Below are 15,952 nucleotides of genomic sequence, written 5' to 3'. Positions count from 1 at the left end.
TCAGCCCAGCACCTCGGCCAACGACCGGCTGCTCAGGCCGTGTGCCTCGGCCACCGGGCCGGAGGTGATCTCGCCGTCGTGGGTGTTCAGACCGGCGGCGAGAGCCCGGTCGTGGCGCAGCGCGTCGCGCCAGCCCCGGTTGGCGAGTTCGAGGGCGTACGGCAGGGTGACGTTCGTCAACGCGTACGTGCTGGTGTGCGGGACGGCGCCCGGCATGTTCGCCACGCAGTAGAAGACCGAGCCGTGGACCGGGTAGACGGGTTCGGCGTGGGTGGTGGGCCGGGAGTCCTCGAAACAGCCACCCTGGTCGATCGAGATGTCGACGAGCACACTGCCGGGCTTCATCCGGGACACCAGTTCGTTGGTGACGATCCTGGGTGCCTTCGCCCCGGGCACCAGGACCGCGCCGATCACCAGGTCCGCGTCGATCACCGCCCGCTCGACCTCGTAGGTGTTCGACGCGACCGTCTTCATCCGCCCCTGGTGGATCGCGTCCGCCTGACGCAGCTTGCTGATGTCCCGGTCGAGCAGCAGGACGTCGGCGTGCATCCCGGCCGCGATCGCGGCCGCGTTCATCCCGGACACCCCGGCCCCGATGACCACCACCTTCGCCGGGTAGACGCCGGGGACCCCGCCCATCAGCACGCCGCGCCCGCCGCCGGGACGCATCAGGTGGTACGCGCCGACCTGCGCGGCCAGCCGACCGGCGACCTCGGACATCGGGGCGAGCAGCGGGAGGGACCGGTCTGCGTTCTCCACCGTCTCGTACGCGATTCCGGTGACCCGCTGCCGCAGCAGGGCGTCGGTGCACTCCCGCGACGCCGCAAGATGCAGGTAGGTGAAGAGCACCTGGCCGGGACGCATCCGGTGGTGTTCCTCGGCGACCGGCTCCTTCACCTTGAGTACCAGGTCGGCGCTTGCCCAGACATCGTCGGCGCTCGGGGCGATGCTCGCTCCGGCGGCGGCGAACTCGTCGTCGGTGATGGAGGATCCGACGCCGGCGCCAGTCTCCACCGTCACCTGGTGACCGGCCCGGGTGAACTCGTGCACCCCGGCCGGGGTGATCGCCACCCGGTATTCGTGGTTCTTGACCTCGCGGGGAATGCCAACCTTCACGTCGCCGTCACCTTTCCGCGGGCCACGCTGCCCGAACTCGTCTCCCGGCGAAGTCTAGATCCGGTCGACGGGTCCGACAGCCCGCACGTTGACAGTCGATGGCGGCGTGGCTTGACGGTGTGTCATCCCGCGCAGCCACCGGCCAACTGGCCACACAGAGTGAAGGTCCGAGACCACCAGGTAGCACCCGTTCACGGTTTTCCCAGGATCCGGACCTTCGCTGCGACGACCTGGACCAAGGTCACTACATTGCCGCTTCATGACCTTTCCTCAGCATCCTGGCGCCGGTGGCGTCTCCGACAAAAGCAAGATCATCGCCGGGGTCCTCGGCATCCTGCTGGGCGGCTTCGGCGTCGGCCGGTTCTACACAGGCCATACCAAGATTGCCGTACTCCAGCTGGTCGTCAGCGTCGTCACCTGTGGCCTCGGTTCGCTCTGGGGCCTGATCGACGGGATTCTCGTCCTCGTCAACGGCGGCACCGACGCCCAGGGTCGGCCGCTGCGCGACTGACCACCCGACTACTCGGCGACCACGGCGGATCCGGCCGGTCGCCGAGCGGCGATTACGACAAGCCGAACGGCGGTCGGGCGGACGACATCCGCCCCGGCCGCCGTTCGGCGTACACCGGATCAGCGCGCTGCGCCGCCGGGCGGGCGCGAGGCAGGTTCGGTGGCGGCGCGCAGCGCTGCCCACCCCGTCTGCCGGGCGCAGGCGGCAGCCAGCAGACCGGTAACCGCCGGACCGTTGGTGATCTCGCCGGCCAGCACCATCCGGACCGCCTCGTCGAGATCGACCAGGCGGACCTGCAGCTCTGCCTCCTCGTCGTGGCGGTGGTGCCGGTCCTGCTCCGGCACCGGGGTGAGGTCCCGGGCGAGGAAGATCCGGACCGTCTCGTCCGAAAATCCCGGCGACGGGTGCACATCGACGAGCAGGTCGAGTCGACCGGCGGTCAGGTCGGCCTCCTCGACGAGCTCCCGGTGGGCGGTGGCGGGCAGTTCCTCCCCGGCGACATCGATCAGGCCGGCGGGTAGCTCCCACAGTTGCCGGCCCACCGGGTGGCGGTACTGACGGATCAGCACCACTCGTCCGGCCTCGTCGAGCGCGACCACTGCGACCGCGCCGACGTGCCGTACGTAGTCGCGCCTCGCCGCACCGCCGCCCGGCATCGTCACCTCGTCACTGACCACCGAGAAGACCGGGCCGGAGAACCGGTCGGTCCGCGACAACACCTGGTAGACGTGACCACCCGAGCCGTCTTCGGCGTCCGGCTCATGCTCCCGCATCAGGCCCGGCCTCCGGGGGCCGGCGCCAGATCCACCGGCAACTGGTCGGCCTCCGAATAGGTGATCACGGCACCGACGAAGGCGTGGAACAACGGATGCGGCCGGGTCGGACGGCTCTTCAGCTCCGGATGGGCCTGGGTGGCCACGAAGAACGGGTGCTCAGCCCGGTCCAGCTCGACGAACTCGACCAGCCGGCCGTCCGGCGAGGTTCCCGAGATCCGCAACCCGGCTTTCTCCAACACCTCCCGGTACGCGTTGTTCACCTCGTAGCGATGCCGGTGCCGCTCGTTGACCTCGGTCGCCCCGTACGCCTGCGCGACGATCGAGCCCTCGGCCAGCAACGCCCGGTACCCGCCCAGCCGCATCGTGCCGCCCATGTCCCCCTTGCCGGCGACAATCTGCTCTTGGTCGGCCATGGTCGCGATGATCGGGTGTTCGACCTCCTCGTCGAACTCGGCGGAGTTGGCACCGGCCAGACCGGCGCCGTTGCGGGCCACCTCGATCGCCATGCACTGCAGGCCGAGGCAGAGCCCGAGCACCGGGACACCGTTCTCCCGCCCGTACCGGGCCGCGCCGATCTTGCCCTCGATGCCCCGCACCCCGAACCCGCCCGGAATCACGATCCCGTCGACCCCGCTGAGCGCGGCGGCGGCACCGTTCGGGCTGACACACTCGTCGCTGGGCACCCACCGGATCTGCACCCGCGCCCGGTGCCCGAACCCCGCCGCCCGGATCGCCTCGGTCACCGACAGGTACGCGTCCGGCAGGTCGACGTACTTGCCGACCAGCGCCACGGTCACGGTGTGTCGCGGATGGTGCACCCGCTCCAGCAGGTCGTCCCAACTGGTCCAGTCCACGTCGCGGAAGGACAGGCCCAGCCGGCGCACCACGTAGGCGTCGAGGCCCTCCCGGTGCAGCACCTTCGGGATGTCGTAGATGCTCGGCGCGTCGGGGGCGGCGATGACCGCCTCCCGGTCCACGTCACAGTAGAGCGACAGCTTGTGCTTCAACTTGTCCGGGATCTCCCGGTCGGAGCGGCACACGATCGCGTCCGGCTGGATACCGATGCTGCGCAGCGCGGCGACCGAGTGCTGCGTCGGCTTGGTCTTGAGCTCGCCGGACGGCACCAGGTAGGGAACCAGCGACACATGCAGGTAGAAGCAGCGGTCCCGGCCGACATCGTGGCGGACCTGGCGGATCGCCTCCAGGAACGGCAACGATTCGATGTCGCCGACAGTGCCGCCCACCTCGGTGATCACCACGTCCGGGATCAGCCCGTGCTCGTCGGGCTCCCCCATCGCCCGGATCCTGGCCTTGATCTCATTGGTGATGTGCGGGATCACCTGCACCGTGTCGCCGAGGTACTCGCCCCGGCGTTCCTTCGCGATGACCTCGGAGTAGATCTGACCGGTGGTCACGTTGGCCTTGCAGGACAGGTCACGGTCGAGGAACCGCTCGTAGTGCCCCACGTCGAGATCGGTCTCGGCGCCGTCGTCGGTGACGAACACCTCACCGTGCTGGAAGGGGTTCATCGTGCCGGGGTCGACGTTGAGGTACGGGTCGAGCTTCTGCATCACCACCCGGAGTCCGCGGGCGCTGAGCAGGTTGCCCAGGCTGGATGCGGTCAACCCCTTGCCGAGTGAGGACGCGACGCCCCCGGTGACGAAAATGTGCCGTACCGTCTGTGTCGAAGGGGCCAAGGCGTGCTCCCGTGGGTCGTCTGACTGGTCGTGCAGACCGGCGCGTCACTGATGAAGCTGCTGGCGCGATCCACGGGACTCCACGGTAACACCTGCCGAAACAGCGGACCCGCTGACCTCGTCGGGTGCCTTCGCCGGGGTCTGCTCGGCCGAGCCCGCCGGGCCCGCCGGGCCGGTCGACGGTCTGGTCCGGTCCGCCGAGTGCCCGAGCACCCGCAACGCCACCAGCGCGGCCAGCGGCACGGTCACCGCCGCCGCCGCACCAGCCACGTCCAGCGCCGAACCCGCGAGTCCGCCGCCGATCACCGACGACACAGCGATGCCGGCCATCGCCGCCCGCACCGCCGGGTAGATGCCGAACAGCCGTTTCAGCCCGCCCCACGGCTGCAGCAGGGCGAACCACACGAGTACCGCGGCGACCAGCGCCAGCACCGTCAACGGGCTGCTCAGCAGGGCCGACATGTTGGCCGCCGAGGAACGGTGCAGGGTGAGACCGCCGGTGCCGTCGGCCAGCGCGGTGAGGAACCGTCCTAGGCTGCCCCGTTCGGTCTCCGGCCGCTGCAGATCGAGCAGTGCGAAGCCGGCGGTCACCAGCAGACCCGCGATCGTCGCCCACGCCACTCTGGGCACGCTCAGCCAACCACCGGTGCTGATCGCCGCCGTGATCGCCACCCCGGCGGTCAACGCGATCGCTCCTACCGGGTCGGCACCCAGGTAGGGGCTGCCGACCAGGATCACCGCCGCACCACCGATGGTGACCACCACCGTCACCCGCCAGCCACGCCGGACCCGCTGGGCCAGGCAACCGGCGGCCAGCAGGGTGCCGGCGATCAGCACTCCCAGGCCCACTGTGCCGAGCCCGGCGTAGCGACCGCCTTCGGAGGCGGAGTACCCGGTGACGCCGTTGAGTTGCAGCCGGGCCCCGGTCAGCACGTCGGCGGCGACGACCGCCGCCGCGATCGTGGCGACCAGCGTCATCGGGGCGAGCGTGTGCCGGTAGGAACGGCTGAACCGGACCGCCGCCGTCGCGGCGGCGACCGCCAGCACCGTGGTCACGGCCAACGCAGGGCCGGGCTGGCCACTGCGCCACCAGGGCACCACCTCGGCCAGCAGCGCCGCCGGGATGACGAGCGCGGCCGCGATCAGCAGCACCTCCATGACGGCGTTGGCCCGTCGGGTGACCGGGTCCGGGCCGGGCCGCCCCGCGGTGCGTCGGACCCGGCGCAGCAACGGTACGACTGCCACGGCGAGGACCGTATGGAACCCGGTGAGCAGGCCGAAGAACCAGACCGCGGCGCGTCGCTGGGCGCGGGCCTCCCGGTCGGCGTCGGCCGGGTACGCGATCGCCGTCGCGAGGTCCTCCGGCCGGCCGGGTGCCGAACTCGCCGGCTGGCCGATGAACAGCCCGTCGGGTTGGTCCCGGTCGAGCACGTGCAGCGCGGTCGGCGCCAGGTCCACCAGCTGCAGGTAGCCGTCCCGGCCGGTGGTCGGCGACGTCATCCAGCCGGCGTCCCAGCCGGGGCCGTCGGCGATCGCGACGTGCAGCCGGGTCGGTGCGCTGGTGTCGGCCAGCCCGGCGACCAGCACGAGTGAGCGCTGCGGGCGGGCCGCCAGGACCCGCGCCAGCGTCGCGTCGGCCTGCCGGGCGGCGGCGGCCCGTTCGGTCGGGTCGGAACCGGCGACCACTCCGGCGTCGACCACGCTCAGCACGCAGGAGGCGAGCAGGTCCGCCGGGTCCTGCGGGAGTTCCGGCTCGTAGCGGTCGACCCGGCCGAACGGCCGGGCGGCGGTCAGCGCGGCACCCGGCCCGACAGCCACCGTGCACCGCACCGACTCGGCCAACGCGCCGGGCACCGCGCCCCAGGCGAGACGTTCCTGGTTGAGGCGTACGGTCGCGGGCTGCGACGTCAGGTATCCGCCGATGCCGTCGGGTTGCTCGACGGCGATCTGCGCCGGCGGGCAGGTGCCGTCGCCGGTGGTGCCGTCGTAAGCCGCGTAGTTGCCGGCACCGAGGGTGACCCAGCCGTCGGCCGGACAGGTCGGCCGCTGCGCGGACCGCACCGACAGTGAGGCGATCGAGCCCTGCTCCGCCAGCCGCCACAGCGTCGGCGTCGTCCGCCGGTCGATGTCGTCCCAGCGCAGGCCCGGAACTCCGACGATCACCACGTAGTCGGCGCTGCGGCCGGACGTGCCCACCGCCGGCCGGTCGGCCAGTGCCGCCACGCCGGCGGCCAGCAGCACCGACATCAGCAGCAGCGGCACGACCCGGTGACGCATCAGCCGCTCCCGTCCACGGGTCGGTCGTCGCGGTCGGTCGGCCCGTTGCGGCGGCCCGGTACCGGCTGACCGCCGGCTACCTTCCGCCCGCTGGTGACGCCCCGCCCGTCGGTCAACTCCCGGTAGACGGCGCGGACCAGGTCGAGACTGTCCGCGTCGGTCGGCCAGCCGGCGGCCTGCCGGGGTCCACGATCGGCCAGGTCGGCCCGCTGCTGATGGTCGCTCAGCAACTCGCGCACAGCGCCGTCCAGTGCGGCCAGGTCGCCGGGCGGAATCAACCGGCAGGCGTCTCCGACCAGTTCGGGCAATCCGCCGACCGCGGTCGCCACCAACGGTACGCCGGCCCGCAACGCCTCCTGGGCGAACAGCTGTCGAGCCTCCCAGTCGCTGCTGACCACCGCCAAATCGGCACCGAGCAGCAGGTCGGCCACGTCATGACGGTGGCCGAGCAGGGTGACCGGTGCCCGTACCGCCGAGATCTGCGCCGCCAGGGACAGGTAGCTGGGCCCGGTTCCGGCGATCACCACCTGCGCCGGTGGGGTCAGTTCGCGCCACCCGGCGGCGGCGTCGACCAGCAGGTCGTAGCGCTTCTGCGGGTGCAGCCGGCCGACCGAGAGCACCAGGGGCCGATGGGCGCCGACACCGAACTCCGCGCGAACCGCGGCACGGCTGCGTCTCGGCGCGGGTAACTCCGGCGCCGCCACCGGGCCGAGCCGGGCATCGGACGCGCCGAGCGCCAACGCCCGCTCGACGAGGTCGGCGGAGGCGCCGAGGGTCACCTGGGCGGCCCGCGCCACCCGCCGCTCGACCAGCCGCGCGAGTCGCCCCCGCAGTCCACCGGCGAGAATGCTGTTGTGCCAGGTCACCACGATCGGCGCGGACGGTCGGGCGAGCGCCGCGACGAATCCGGCGCGTAGTCCGTGCGCGTGCACCACGTCGGCCCCGTCGGCGAGGACGCGGCGGATCGCGCTCACCGCGCGGGCGTCGGCCAGGGTCGGGTTGGCCGGGATCTCCACCGGGACGAACCGGGCACCGGACGCGGTGAACCGGAACTGCTGTTCGACAGCGAGCGGACCGCACACGGTCACCCGCGCCCCGCCCGACACCAGGCCGCGGCTCAGGGATGCGACGTGCTGGCCGATACCGCCCGTGCTGGAGCCGATCAGCAGCAGGACCGCACCCCTCCAGCGGTCGTCCGTCGGATCACTCACCGCGACTCCGTCCCCTTCCCGTCCCGTCGCCGGCCGGCCGCCAGCCGCCAGGTCCGGCGCACCGCACCAACAACCATCGGCCGCAGATCGTGGCGGTCCGCAGGCAGGGCCACCGCGAGAAAGACCGCCAACCCGGTCGCCCCGGACAGCATGCCCTGCAGCAGCACGCCGGGCACGGTCGGGGTGGTCGGCCCCGGCCCGGTCAGGTACGCCACGCCGGCGCCCGCAGCCGCCGCAGCGGCACTGGCCACCAGACCGGTCGCCGTCGCCCGGCCGAGCCCGGTCAGCACCGCGCCACCGCCGACCCGGCGAAGCGCCGCGACCAGCAGCAGCCCCATCACCAACATGCCGAGCGCGTTGGCCAGCGCCAAGGCCAGGACCCGGTCGCGGTCCGGCAGCACCAGCGACAGCACCGGCGCGGCGACCAGCACGCAGCTCCAGCCGCCGGCCACCGCTGCGGCGGCAGGCGCCGGGCGGCCGGCCGCGTACAGCGCCCTGGAGCCGATCGCGAACATACCGTAGCCAATCAGGCCCGGAGCGAAGCCGGCGATGCCGGCGGCCAGCGTCCCGGCCTGCCCGGCCGGGACCAGAAAGGCCGCAGCCGGAAGGCAGATCGAGACCAGGACGGCCGCGCCGAGACAGCAGAGCAGGACCACGCCGCGCACGGCCGGACCGAGGTTGGACCGGTACCCGGCGATGTCCCCGTGGCTGTGGGCTGCGGCCAGGGTCGGGTACGCCGCAGTCGCCAGCGGCACCGCGAGTACCGACCAGGGCAGCAGGAACACCGTCTGGGCCAGCGTGAACAGAACGACGCTGCCCTGCGGCGCGCCACCGGCGAAGCAGAGCCAGACCGCGACCAGTATGGCGAGCTGCTGCGCGCCGACGGTGACCGCGCCGGCCGCCGCCAGCCCGCCGACCGCGTCGCGGGCCGCGCCAACGAACCGTAGGCCGGGTCGCAGCCGCAGACCCAGCGGGCGCAACGGCACGAACAGGCACAGCGACAGCACGGCCACACCGCCGGTGGTACCGGCGGCCAGCAGCAGCTGGCCTGACGCGCCCACCCCGGGCAGGTCGGCCAGCCGTCCCTCGGTGGCGGCGAAGGTCAGGTAGGTGCCGATCACCGTGACGCTGGACAGCAGCGGGGCGATCACCGGCCAGGCGAACCGGTGGTGTGCCTGCAGCACTCCGGTGAGCACCACGGCGATCCCGTACAGCGGAAGTTGCGGGGCGAACAGCCGCAGCATCAGGGTGCCGGCGTCGATCTGCGCGGGACCGGCGTCGGCGTCGAGTAGCCGCACGATCGGCCCGGCCGCGAACGCGAGCAGCACCGCGAGCGGGATCAGCAGGGCCAGCGTCCAGGTGAGCAGCGCCGACGTGGTCGCGGACACGCCGCTACGGTCACCGGCGGCCACCGCACCGGCGAGCAGCGGCACCACGAGGCTGGCCAGCGCTCCCCCAGCGACGATCTCGAAGATGATGTTGGGGATGGTGTTGGCGGCGAGGTAGATGTCACCCAGCGCGGTCGGCCCCACCGACCAGGCGAAGACGGCGGTACGGCCGACCCCGGCCAGCCGGCTCGCCACGGTGAGCACCGCGATCAGCGCCGCAGCACCGGCGACCCGGGTGCCGACCGCCGAGTTGATCATTGCCCCGTCCTGGTCAGGGTGTCCGGCGGCCGAGGGCGTCGAGCTCACGCAGGCCGGGGGTGCGCGCGATCACCTGGGTGAAGCTGACCCGCTCGCTCGCTGCGGTCAGCCCGGCGAGCACGGCGAGCACGGCCGCGCGGCCGGCCGGCCCGGTACGCTGCGCGACGGCGACCCCGAGCAGGGCACCCAGCGCGTTGGCGCCGCAGTCGCCGAGCATCACCTGCTCGTCGAGATCGTCGCGGAGCAGCCCGAGCACCGCGCCGCTGGTCCCCGCGGCGGTGCCCGCCGTCGGTCCGGCCAGCAACGGGGCGGCGATCAGCAGCCCGGCCTTGGCCGCCCGCCCGGGACGCAGGTCCAACAGATTGACCAGATTGGCGGTGCCGGCGATGACGCCGGCACCGAGCAGCACGTCGGCCGCCCGGGTGACCGGTCGGCGGGCGGTGTCCCGGCGGTCCGCGGCGAGCAACGCGGCCGCGGCGGTGGCGGCGGCGCCGACCCCCACGATCTTGACCAGCCCACCGGTCACCCGGCCGGACCGCAGCGCCGAGAGATGCCCGGCGAAGCCCTTGGCCGCCCGCTGGTCCGGTCGGGCGCCGACGATGTCGTCGTAGAGCCCGACCGCTCCGGCACCGGCACCGGCGACCAGGACCGCTGCGGCGGCAGGCGGGCTCGCGGCCCCGAACGCGGCGGCGGTCGACGCGGCGGCAGCGAGGGCCGGGCCGCCGGCGAGGCTCACCGAACGGCCCCGGAAGTTGGTGCGCTCCAATGCGCCACCGGGTGCGATCCGCTTGGCGGTCCGCAGTGCGACGCGGGCGGCGACGGCACCGGCGGCACCGAGCAGCAACAGGCCCAGCGGGCCACGATTCGGCATCAGGGGTTTCACTCCGTCGACAGGGTGCTATTCAGGACGTTTCGGCATCAACGACGTGGCACCCGCGCCAAGCCCGTAATGCCCGGCCTGATCGAGGGTGAACTGCTCGGCCACGGCGAGCGCCGTCACCGCCTGGCCGGCGGTCGTGTTGCCGTTGTCGACGGTCGAGATCGACTGGGTCAGCGTGGGGTCGTTGCGGACCGCAGAGATCAGGTTCCCGTCGCTGGAGCCGGTCCCGGCCACCACGACCTGGCTGACCCGGTCGAACTGCACCACCATGGTGACCACCGCGGCGTCCTTCTTGGCGGCGTCCCGGTCGACGTACGGCTGCCCGCTGACCACGACGACCGCCTCAGCAGGCCCGGTGACCTCCTGTTCGACGGTGATGTAGCCGGCGTCGCCGTACGCGTCGAGCAGCGCCGCCAGGTCCGCCGGTTCGACTGCCGGCGGCTCCTCTCGGTCGACCAGCGCGCTGGCCAGCAGCGCGCTGGAGGTCTCCACCCCGTCGCTGTTACCGGGCAGTCCGGCGGTGGGGATGGTGGGGCGGGCCGCCGCCGTAGCGAGCTCCAGCAACTCCACGCTGTTGTCCGGGTTGACGAACTTGTCCTGCACGTCGATCCGGCCGGTCAACGTCGCTCCGGCAAGGTCGAGCGCGGCCATCACGCCTTCGGCATGGTCCCGGCCGCTGGGCAGGCAGACCACCAGCAACCGGCGACCGGCGAGCTTGTCGGCGAGCAGGATCGGCGCGGCCTCGGCGACGAAGTCCTCCTCACGGTTGACCTCCTCGCGCAGCGAGTTGACGGTTTCCCGCAACTGCGTGTTGTCCTTGCGGAGCGCATTCACATTGTCGCTCAGAGAATCGGCAACCGGGCCGTTCAGCGCAGCGGTGCCGACCACGAGGCCGATCGCCAGGGCGAGGAACACCGCGGTGAGCGACACCACGTGGTAACGGAAGTTGATCACACTTGCCGCCTTCTCCGATCCGTCTGCGCTGACCAGTAGTTTCGTCCGCGCTAGAAGAGCTGACCCAACTGGAAGACGAAATTGTCCCACCACTCGGATGCGACCCCGAGATAGGCCTTACCGACCGTGGAAACCGCCACGGCGGACGCCATGGCGGCGATCGCGGAGAGCACCAGCAGAAGCAACGACGAGCCGGAAATGCTCTGCCGGTACAGCCGGCTCACCCCTTTGGCATCGACCAGCTTACCGCCGACCTTCAACCGGGTCAGAAAGGTGGAGGCCATCCCGCCCCGCCCCTTGTCGAGAAACTCGACCAGCGTGGCGTGGGTACCGACCGCGACGATCAGCGACGCGCCCTTCTCGTCGGCGAGCAGCATGGCGAGATCCTCGCTGGTCGCCGCCGCCGGGAAGGTCAACGCCTCCACCCCGAGTTCGCGGACCCGGTCCATGCCGGGCGCCCGGCCGTCGCGGTAGGCGTGGACGACCACCTCGGCACCGCAGCGCAGCACGTCGTCGGTGACCGAATCCATGTCCCCGATGATCATGTCGGGGGTGTAGCCGGCCTCGACCAGCGCGTCCGCTCCCCCGTCCACACCGATCAGGACCGGTTTGAACTCCCGGATGTACGGCCGCAGCACGTCCAGGTCTGCCTTGTAGTCGTAACCCCGGACCACGATCAGGCAGTGCCGGCGGGCGATCCTGGTCTCGATGTCCGGTACGCCGACCCCGTCCAGCAGCAGGTCTCGTTCCTGTTTGAGGTACTCCATCGTGTTGGCGGCGAACGCCTCCAACTGGACCGAGAGTCCTTCCCTGGCCTCGGCCATCGCCTTGGCGACCGAATCCGCGTCCTGGCGTACCCCGGACGCCACCCGGTCGTCGCCGACGAAGACCTCGGCGCCGTCGACCCGTACCGTGTCGCCCTCGCGAATCTTCTCGAACGCGTCCTCACCAAGGCCGTCGACCAGGGGGATACCCGCCTGGATCAGCACCTCCGGACCGAGGTTCGGGTACCGACCGGAGACCGACGGCTTGGCGTTGAGGACTGCGGCCACGCCGACGGCGACCAACGAGTCGGCCGCGACCCGGTCCAGGTCCACGTGGTCGATGACCGCGATGTCACCTGGCCGGAGCCGACCGGCAAGGCGCTTCGTCCGGCGGTCGAGCCGTGCCGTGCCGGAGATCGTTCCGGGCTCGGGACTACGAGCTCGGCGCAAGGTGGGTAGACGCATCCCTACCATCCTGGCATGTTGGGCGGTGAACACCGACACGACATGCCCGCTGTGCCATTACCGGCAGGTCAGACACACCGGGCCGACTCCGGCAGGTCAACCCCGTCGATCGCGAGCGGCGACCGCGAGCAGCTCCTCCGCGTGCGCGATACCCAGATCCGAGTCGGGTAGCCCGGCAAGCATCCGGGCGAGTTCCCGCGCCCGGTCGGTGTCCTCGACCACCCGCACGCCGCTGGTCGTCACCGCTCCCCCGGTGTCCTTCGCCACCACCAGATGCCGGTCGGCGAACGCCGCCACCTGCGGCAGGTGCGTCACCACCAACACCTGATGGCTACGGGCAAGCCGGGCGAGCCGACGACCGATCTCCACCGCGGCCTGCCCACCCACCCCGGCGTCGACCTCGTCGAACACCAACGTCGGCGGGCCGCCGGCTCCGGCGAACACCACCTCGATGGCGAGCATCACCCGGGAGAGCTCGCCGCCGCTGGCACCCCGCTGCAACGGCAGTGGCGGCGCACCCGGATGCGCCAGCAACCGCAGCTCGACCTCGTCGGCACCGTCCGGGCCGACGCCGGCGTCGACACCGTCGACGGTCACCGTCGGTTCGCCCCGGCCCGCCGGCCGGACGAGCACCGCGACCTCGATCCGAGCGTGCGGCATGGCCAGCCCGGCCAGCTCCACGCTCACCAACTCGGCGAAACGCGCCGCCGCCTGCCGACGGGCCGCCGACACCCGGGCCGCCAGCTCCGCCACCTCGTCAGCCAGCCGGGCACGTTCCCGGTCCAGCTCGTCCAGCAGCTCGTCGGAGGTGTCCAACTCGGCCAGCCGGGACCGGGCCCGCTCCGCCCAGCTGATCACCCCGTCCACGTCGTCGGCGTACTTGCGGGTCAGCCCACGCAGCGCCATCCGCCGCTCGTAGACCACCTGCAGACGCTGTGGGTCGGCGTCCAGCGCCGCGAGGTACCCGGACAGCTCCGCCGCCACGTCGCCGACCAACGTCGCCGCCTCGGTCACCCGGGCAGCCAGTTCGCCGAGCGTCGGGTCCACGCCGGCCTGCGCCTCCAACGACCGGCGGGCGGTGCCGAGCAGACCGGTCGCGTCCGGCGTGTCGTCGGCCGGTTCGGTGCCGCCGGCAAGAGCGAGGGCGGCGAGCTGGGCGGCGGTACGCAACCCTTCGGCGTGCTCCAACCGTTGCGCCTCGGCCTTGAGCGCGTCCTCCTCGCCCGGCTGCGGATCGACCCGGGTGATCTCGTCGAGACCCAGCCGGAGCAGGTCCGCCTCCTGGTTGCGCTCGCGGGCGTTGCGCCGCCGGTCGGCCAGATCGTCGCTGACCTGGCGCCACCGACCGTACGTCTCCCGCATGGCCGCGAGCAGCTTGTCGTGGTCGGCCCCGGCGAACCGGTCCAGCGACGCCCGCTGCTCGGCCGGGCGCAGCAGCCGCAGCTGGTCGGACTGCCCGTGCACGGCGACCACCTGGGCACCGATCTCGCTCAGCACCGACACCGGCATGCCGCGACCGCCGACGTGCGCCCGGGACCGTCCTTCGGCGGTCACCGTACGGCTGAGCAGCAGGACATCGTCCTCGTCAGGCTCGCCTCCGGCGTCCGCGACCCGCTCGCGCACCACGGCTCCACTGGCACCGACCAGCCGCAGCCGGCCCTCGACGACCGCCCGGCCAGGATCCGCTCGGACCCGCCCGGCGTCGGCCCGGCCACCGAGCAGCAGCCCGAGCCCGGTCACCACCATCGTCTTGCCGGCCCCGGTTTCACCGGTGATCACGTTCATGCCGCCGGTCAACGGCAGCGTGGTGTCCTCGATGACGCCCAGCCCGGTGATGCGCAGCTCTTCCAGCACAGCCACCGACAGTAGTAGCGGGCCGCGACGTTGACTACCCGGGGCGGGGTCAGCGCCGGTTACCCCGCCAACCGTTGACCGGCAGATCGAACTTGGCGACCAGGCGGTCACTGAACGGGCGCGGATGCAGCCGGACCACCCGCACCGGCAGGTCGCCCCGTTGGACGGTCACCCGCGCACCGGGCGGCAGATCGTAGACCCGCCGGCCGTCGCAGCACAGCACCGCGAACGTGGTGTACGGGTCGACGGTGATGACGAAGGTGGAGCTCGGCGCGGTCACCAGCGGCCGGCTGAACAGCGCGTGCGCGCTGATCGGCACCAGCAGCAGCGCCTCGACCTCGGGCCACACCACCGGACCGCCGGCCGAGAACGCGTACGCGGTCGACCCCGTCGGCGTAGCGCAGACCACCCCGTCCGCGCCGTAGCGCGACAATGGTCGGCCGTCCACGTCGACCATCAGCTCCAGCATCTGGGCGCGCTGCCCCTTCTCGACACTGATCTCGTTCAGCGCCCACGAGTCGATCGTTACGCCGTACTCCAGCTCGGCCCGCACGTCCAGGGTCAACCGTTCGTCCACTGTGTAGTCACGGGCAACCACCTGCCGGACCGCCCGGTCCAGATCACCGATCTCGGCCTCGGCCAGGAACCCGACCTTGCCGAGGTTGATCCCGAGCAGCGGGGCCTTCGCCGGACGGGCCAGCTCCGCGGCGCGCAGGAAGGTACCGTCACCGCCGAGCGCGAACACGATCTCCACCCCGTCGGCAGCCGCCGGACCACCGACCGGCTGCACCCCGGGCAGATCCAGATCGTCGGCCTCCTCGGCGACCACCCGTACCTCGAAACCCGCCTCGATCAGGTCGGCGGCGACGGTCCGGGCATGGTCGGTGCTGCGCCGCCGACCGGTGTGGGTGACCAGCAGCGCCGCTCTGGCGCCGCGGGGGGCCATCGGCGCCCCGCCGGTCGGGACTGTCGCGTTCACCGCGCTCCACCTTCTTCCGTGGCCGGACCGGCGTCGACGATAGCCCGCACCCGGAGCGGGTCGACGGGCGGCGCGTCGGCCCGGAACCAGACGAAAAACTCGACGTTGCCCCGCGGGCCGGGTAGTGGACTGGCGACCACCGCCGACACGCCGAAGCCAAGCTGGGCACCGGCCTGCGCGACAGCGAGCACCGCCTCGGCGCGCAACTGCGGATCGCGCACCACCCCACCGGAACCGACCCGCTCCCGGCCGACCTCGAACTGTGGCTTGACCATCAGCAACAGATCGCCGTCCGGCTGGGTGCAGGCGACCAACGAGGGAAGGACCAGCCGCAGCGAGATGAACGACAGATCCGCCACGGTCAACCCGACCGGGCCGTCGATCCGGTCGGCGGTGAGGGTACGGACGTTGGTCCGTTCGTGGACGCGTACCCGTGGATCGCCCCGCAGCGACCAGGCCAGCTGTCCGTAGCCGACGTCCACCGCGACCACCTCGGCCGCGCCACGCCGCAGCAGCACGTCGGTGAAGCCGCCGGTCGAGGCCCCGGCGTCCAGGCAACGCCGACCGGCGACCGCGACTTTGGTGCCGGTCAGGGCGCCGATCAGCTTGTGCGCACCCCGGGAGACGTACCCGTCCGCCGGGTTCCCGCCGAGCAGCCGGACTGCCTCCGCCGGATCGACCATCGCTGCGGCCTTGGCGGCGGCGACGCCGCGCACTTCCACCCGCCCGGCCGCGATCAACTCGGCGGCCTGTTCACGGGACCGCGCGAGTCCGCGGCGGACCAGCTCCACATCGAGGCGGTTACGGCGTGCCATGCGACTC

Annotated in this window: 12 protein-coding genes and 1 pseudogene; 1 reads left to right on the top strand and 12 read right to left on the bottom strand. The window is 72.2% G+C overall.

Features of this window, described 5'->3' with window-relative positions; translation table 11 throughout:
* Positions 1-1,116 carry an alanine dehydrogenase gene (gene ald, locus O7629_RS10000; protein ID WP_278168813.1) on the bottom strand — a complete coding sequence of 372 codons (1,116 nt, stop codon included), beginning with the start codon at positions 1,114-1,116 and terminating at the stop codon, positions 1-3.
* 259 nt (positions 1,117-1,375) lie between these two features.
* Between ald and O7629_RS09995 the strand changes: the two genes are divergently transcribed.
* Positions 1,376-1,627 carry a TM2 domain-containing protein gene (locus O7629_RS09995; protein ID WP_278168812.1) on the top strand — a complete coding sequence of 84 codons (252 nt, stop codon included), beginning with the start codon at positions 1,376-1,378 and terminating at the stop codon, positions 1,625-1,627.
* Between the two features lie 119 nt (positions 1,628-1,746).
* Here O7629_RS09995 and O7629_RS09990 read toward each other — a convergent pair whose 3' ends face one another.
* The 11 genes and pseudogenes from O7629_RS09990 to O7629_RS09940 all read right to left on the bottom strand — a co-directional run bounded on the left by O7629_RS09990 (position 1,747) and on the right by O7629_RS09940 (position 15,945).
* Entirely contained in the window at positions 1,747-2,400 is a 654-nt protein-coding gene (locus O7629_RS09990; protein WP_278168811.1) for an NUDIX hydrolase, read from the bottom strand.
* Complete coding sequence (locus tag O7629_RS09985; protein ID WP_278168810.1) at positions 2,400-4,100, bottom strand: CTP synthase; 1,701 nt, start codon at positions 4,098-4,100, stop codon at positions 2,400-2,402. Before O7629_RS09985 ends, O7629_RS09990 begins: the two co-directional genes overlap by 1 nt.
* 180 nt (positions 4,101-4,280) lie before the next feature.
* Positions 4,281-6,377 (bottom strand): annotated as a pseudogene (locus O7629_RS09980) (hypothetical protein); the annotation flags it as partial.
* Entirely contained in the window at positions 6,377-7,588 is a 1,212-nt protein-coding gene (locus tag O7629_RS09975) for a glycosyltransferase family 4 protein (protein WP_278168808.1), read from the bottom strand. The gene O7629_RS09975 and the pseudogene O7629_RS09980, both read right to left, overlap by 1 nt.
* A complete protein-coding gene (locus O7629_RS09970; protein ID WP_278168807.1) occupies positions 7,585-9,234 on the bottom strand; it encodes a lipid II flippase MurJ in 1,650 nt (549 codons plus the stop codon). The genes O7629_RS09975 and O7629_RS09970 overlap by 4 nt, the downstream gene beginning before the upstream one ends.
* A gap of 13 nt (positions 9,235-9,247) precedes the next feature.
* Positions 9,248-10,105 carry a hypothetical protein gene (locus tag O7629_RS09965; RefSeq protein ID WP_278168806.1) on the bottom strand — a complete coding sequence of 286 codons (858 nt, stop codon included), beginning with the start codon at positions 10,103-10,105 and terminating at the stop codon, positions 9,248-9,250.
* 27 nt (positions 10,106-10,132) lie between these two features.
* Positions 10,133-11,068 carry a copper transporter gene (locus O7629_RS09960; protein ID WP_278168805.1) on the bottom strand — a complete coding sequence of 312 codons (936 nt, stop codon included), beginning with the start codon at positions 11,066-11,068 and terminating at the stop codon, positions 10,133-10,135.
* Positions 11,069-11,118: 50 nt separating this feature from the next.
* The gene (steA, locus tag O7629_RS09955; protein WP_278168804.1) at positions 11,119-12,297 is read right to left on the bottom strand and encodes a putative cytokinetic ring protein SteA; all 1,179 of its coding nucleotides are present in this window, start codon (positions 12,295-12,297) and stop codon (positions 11,119-11,121) included.
* Between the two features lie 96 nt (positions 12,298-12,393).
* Positions 12,394-14,151, bottom strand: coding sequence for a DNA repair protein RecN (gene recN, locus O7629_RS09950; RefSeq protein WP_278174478.1), 1,758 nt, complete (start codon positions 14,149-14,151; stop codon positions 12,394-12,396).
* Positions 14,152-14,200: 49 nt separating this feature from the next.
* Entirely contained in the window at positions 14,201-15,097 is an 897-nt protein-coding gene (locus O7629_RS09945; RefSeq protein ID WP_278174477.1) for an NAD kinase, read from the bottom strand.
* Positions 15,098-15,126: 29 nt separating this feature from the next.
* Complete coding sequence (locus tag O7629_RS09940) at positions 15,127-15,945, bottom strand: TlyA family RNA methyltransferase (RefSeq protein WP_278168803.1); 819 nt, start codon at positions 15,943-15,945, stop codon at positions 15,127-15,129.
* Positions 15,946-15,952 lie beyond the last annotated feature (7 nt).

The organism is Solwaraspora sp. WMMD792 (assembly GCF_029626105.1).
Classification (GTDB): Bacteria; Actinomycetota; Actinomycetes; order Mycobacteriales; family Micromonosporaceae; genus Micromonospora_E.
This window is presented reverse-complemented; position numbering and strand designations above follow the sequence as displayed.

What these genes read in the sequence shown, in the direction of transcription:
- O7629_RS09995 (WP_278168812.1), top strand. Translation starts at nt 1,376, where the DNA reads ATGACCTTTCCTCAGCATCCTGGCGCCGGTGGCGTCTCCGACAAAAGC.
- O7629_RS09990 (WP_278168811.1), bottom strand. Translation starts at nt 2,400, where the DNA reads ATGCGGGAGCATGAGCCGGACGCCGAAGACGGCTCGGGTGGTCACGTC.
- O7629_RS09940 (WP_278168803.1), bottom strand. Translation starts at nt 15,945, where the DNA reads ATGGCACGCCGTAACCGCCTCGATGTGGAGCTGGTCCGCCGCGGACTC.
- O7629_RS09965 (WP_278168806.1), bottom strand. Translation starts at nt 10,105, where the DNA reads ATGCCGAATCGTGGCCCGCTGGGCCTGTTGCTGCTCGGTGCCGCCGGT.
- O7629_RS09970 (WP_278168807.1), bottom strand. Translation starts at nt 9,234, where the DNA reads ATGATCAACTCGGCGGTCGGCACCCGGGTCGCCGGTGCTGCGGCGCTG.
- steA (WP_278168804.1), bottom strand. Translation starts at nt 12,297, where the DNA reads ATGCGTCTACCCACCTTGCGCCGAGCTCGTAGTCCCGAGCCCGGAACG.
- O7629_RS09945 (WP_278174477.1), bottom strand. Translation starts at nt 15,097, where the DNA reads ATGGCCCCCCGCGGCGCCAGAGCGGCGCTGCTGGTCACCCACACCGGT.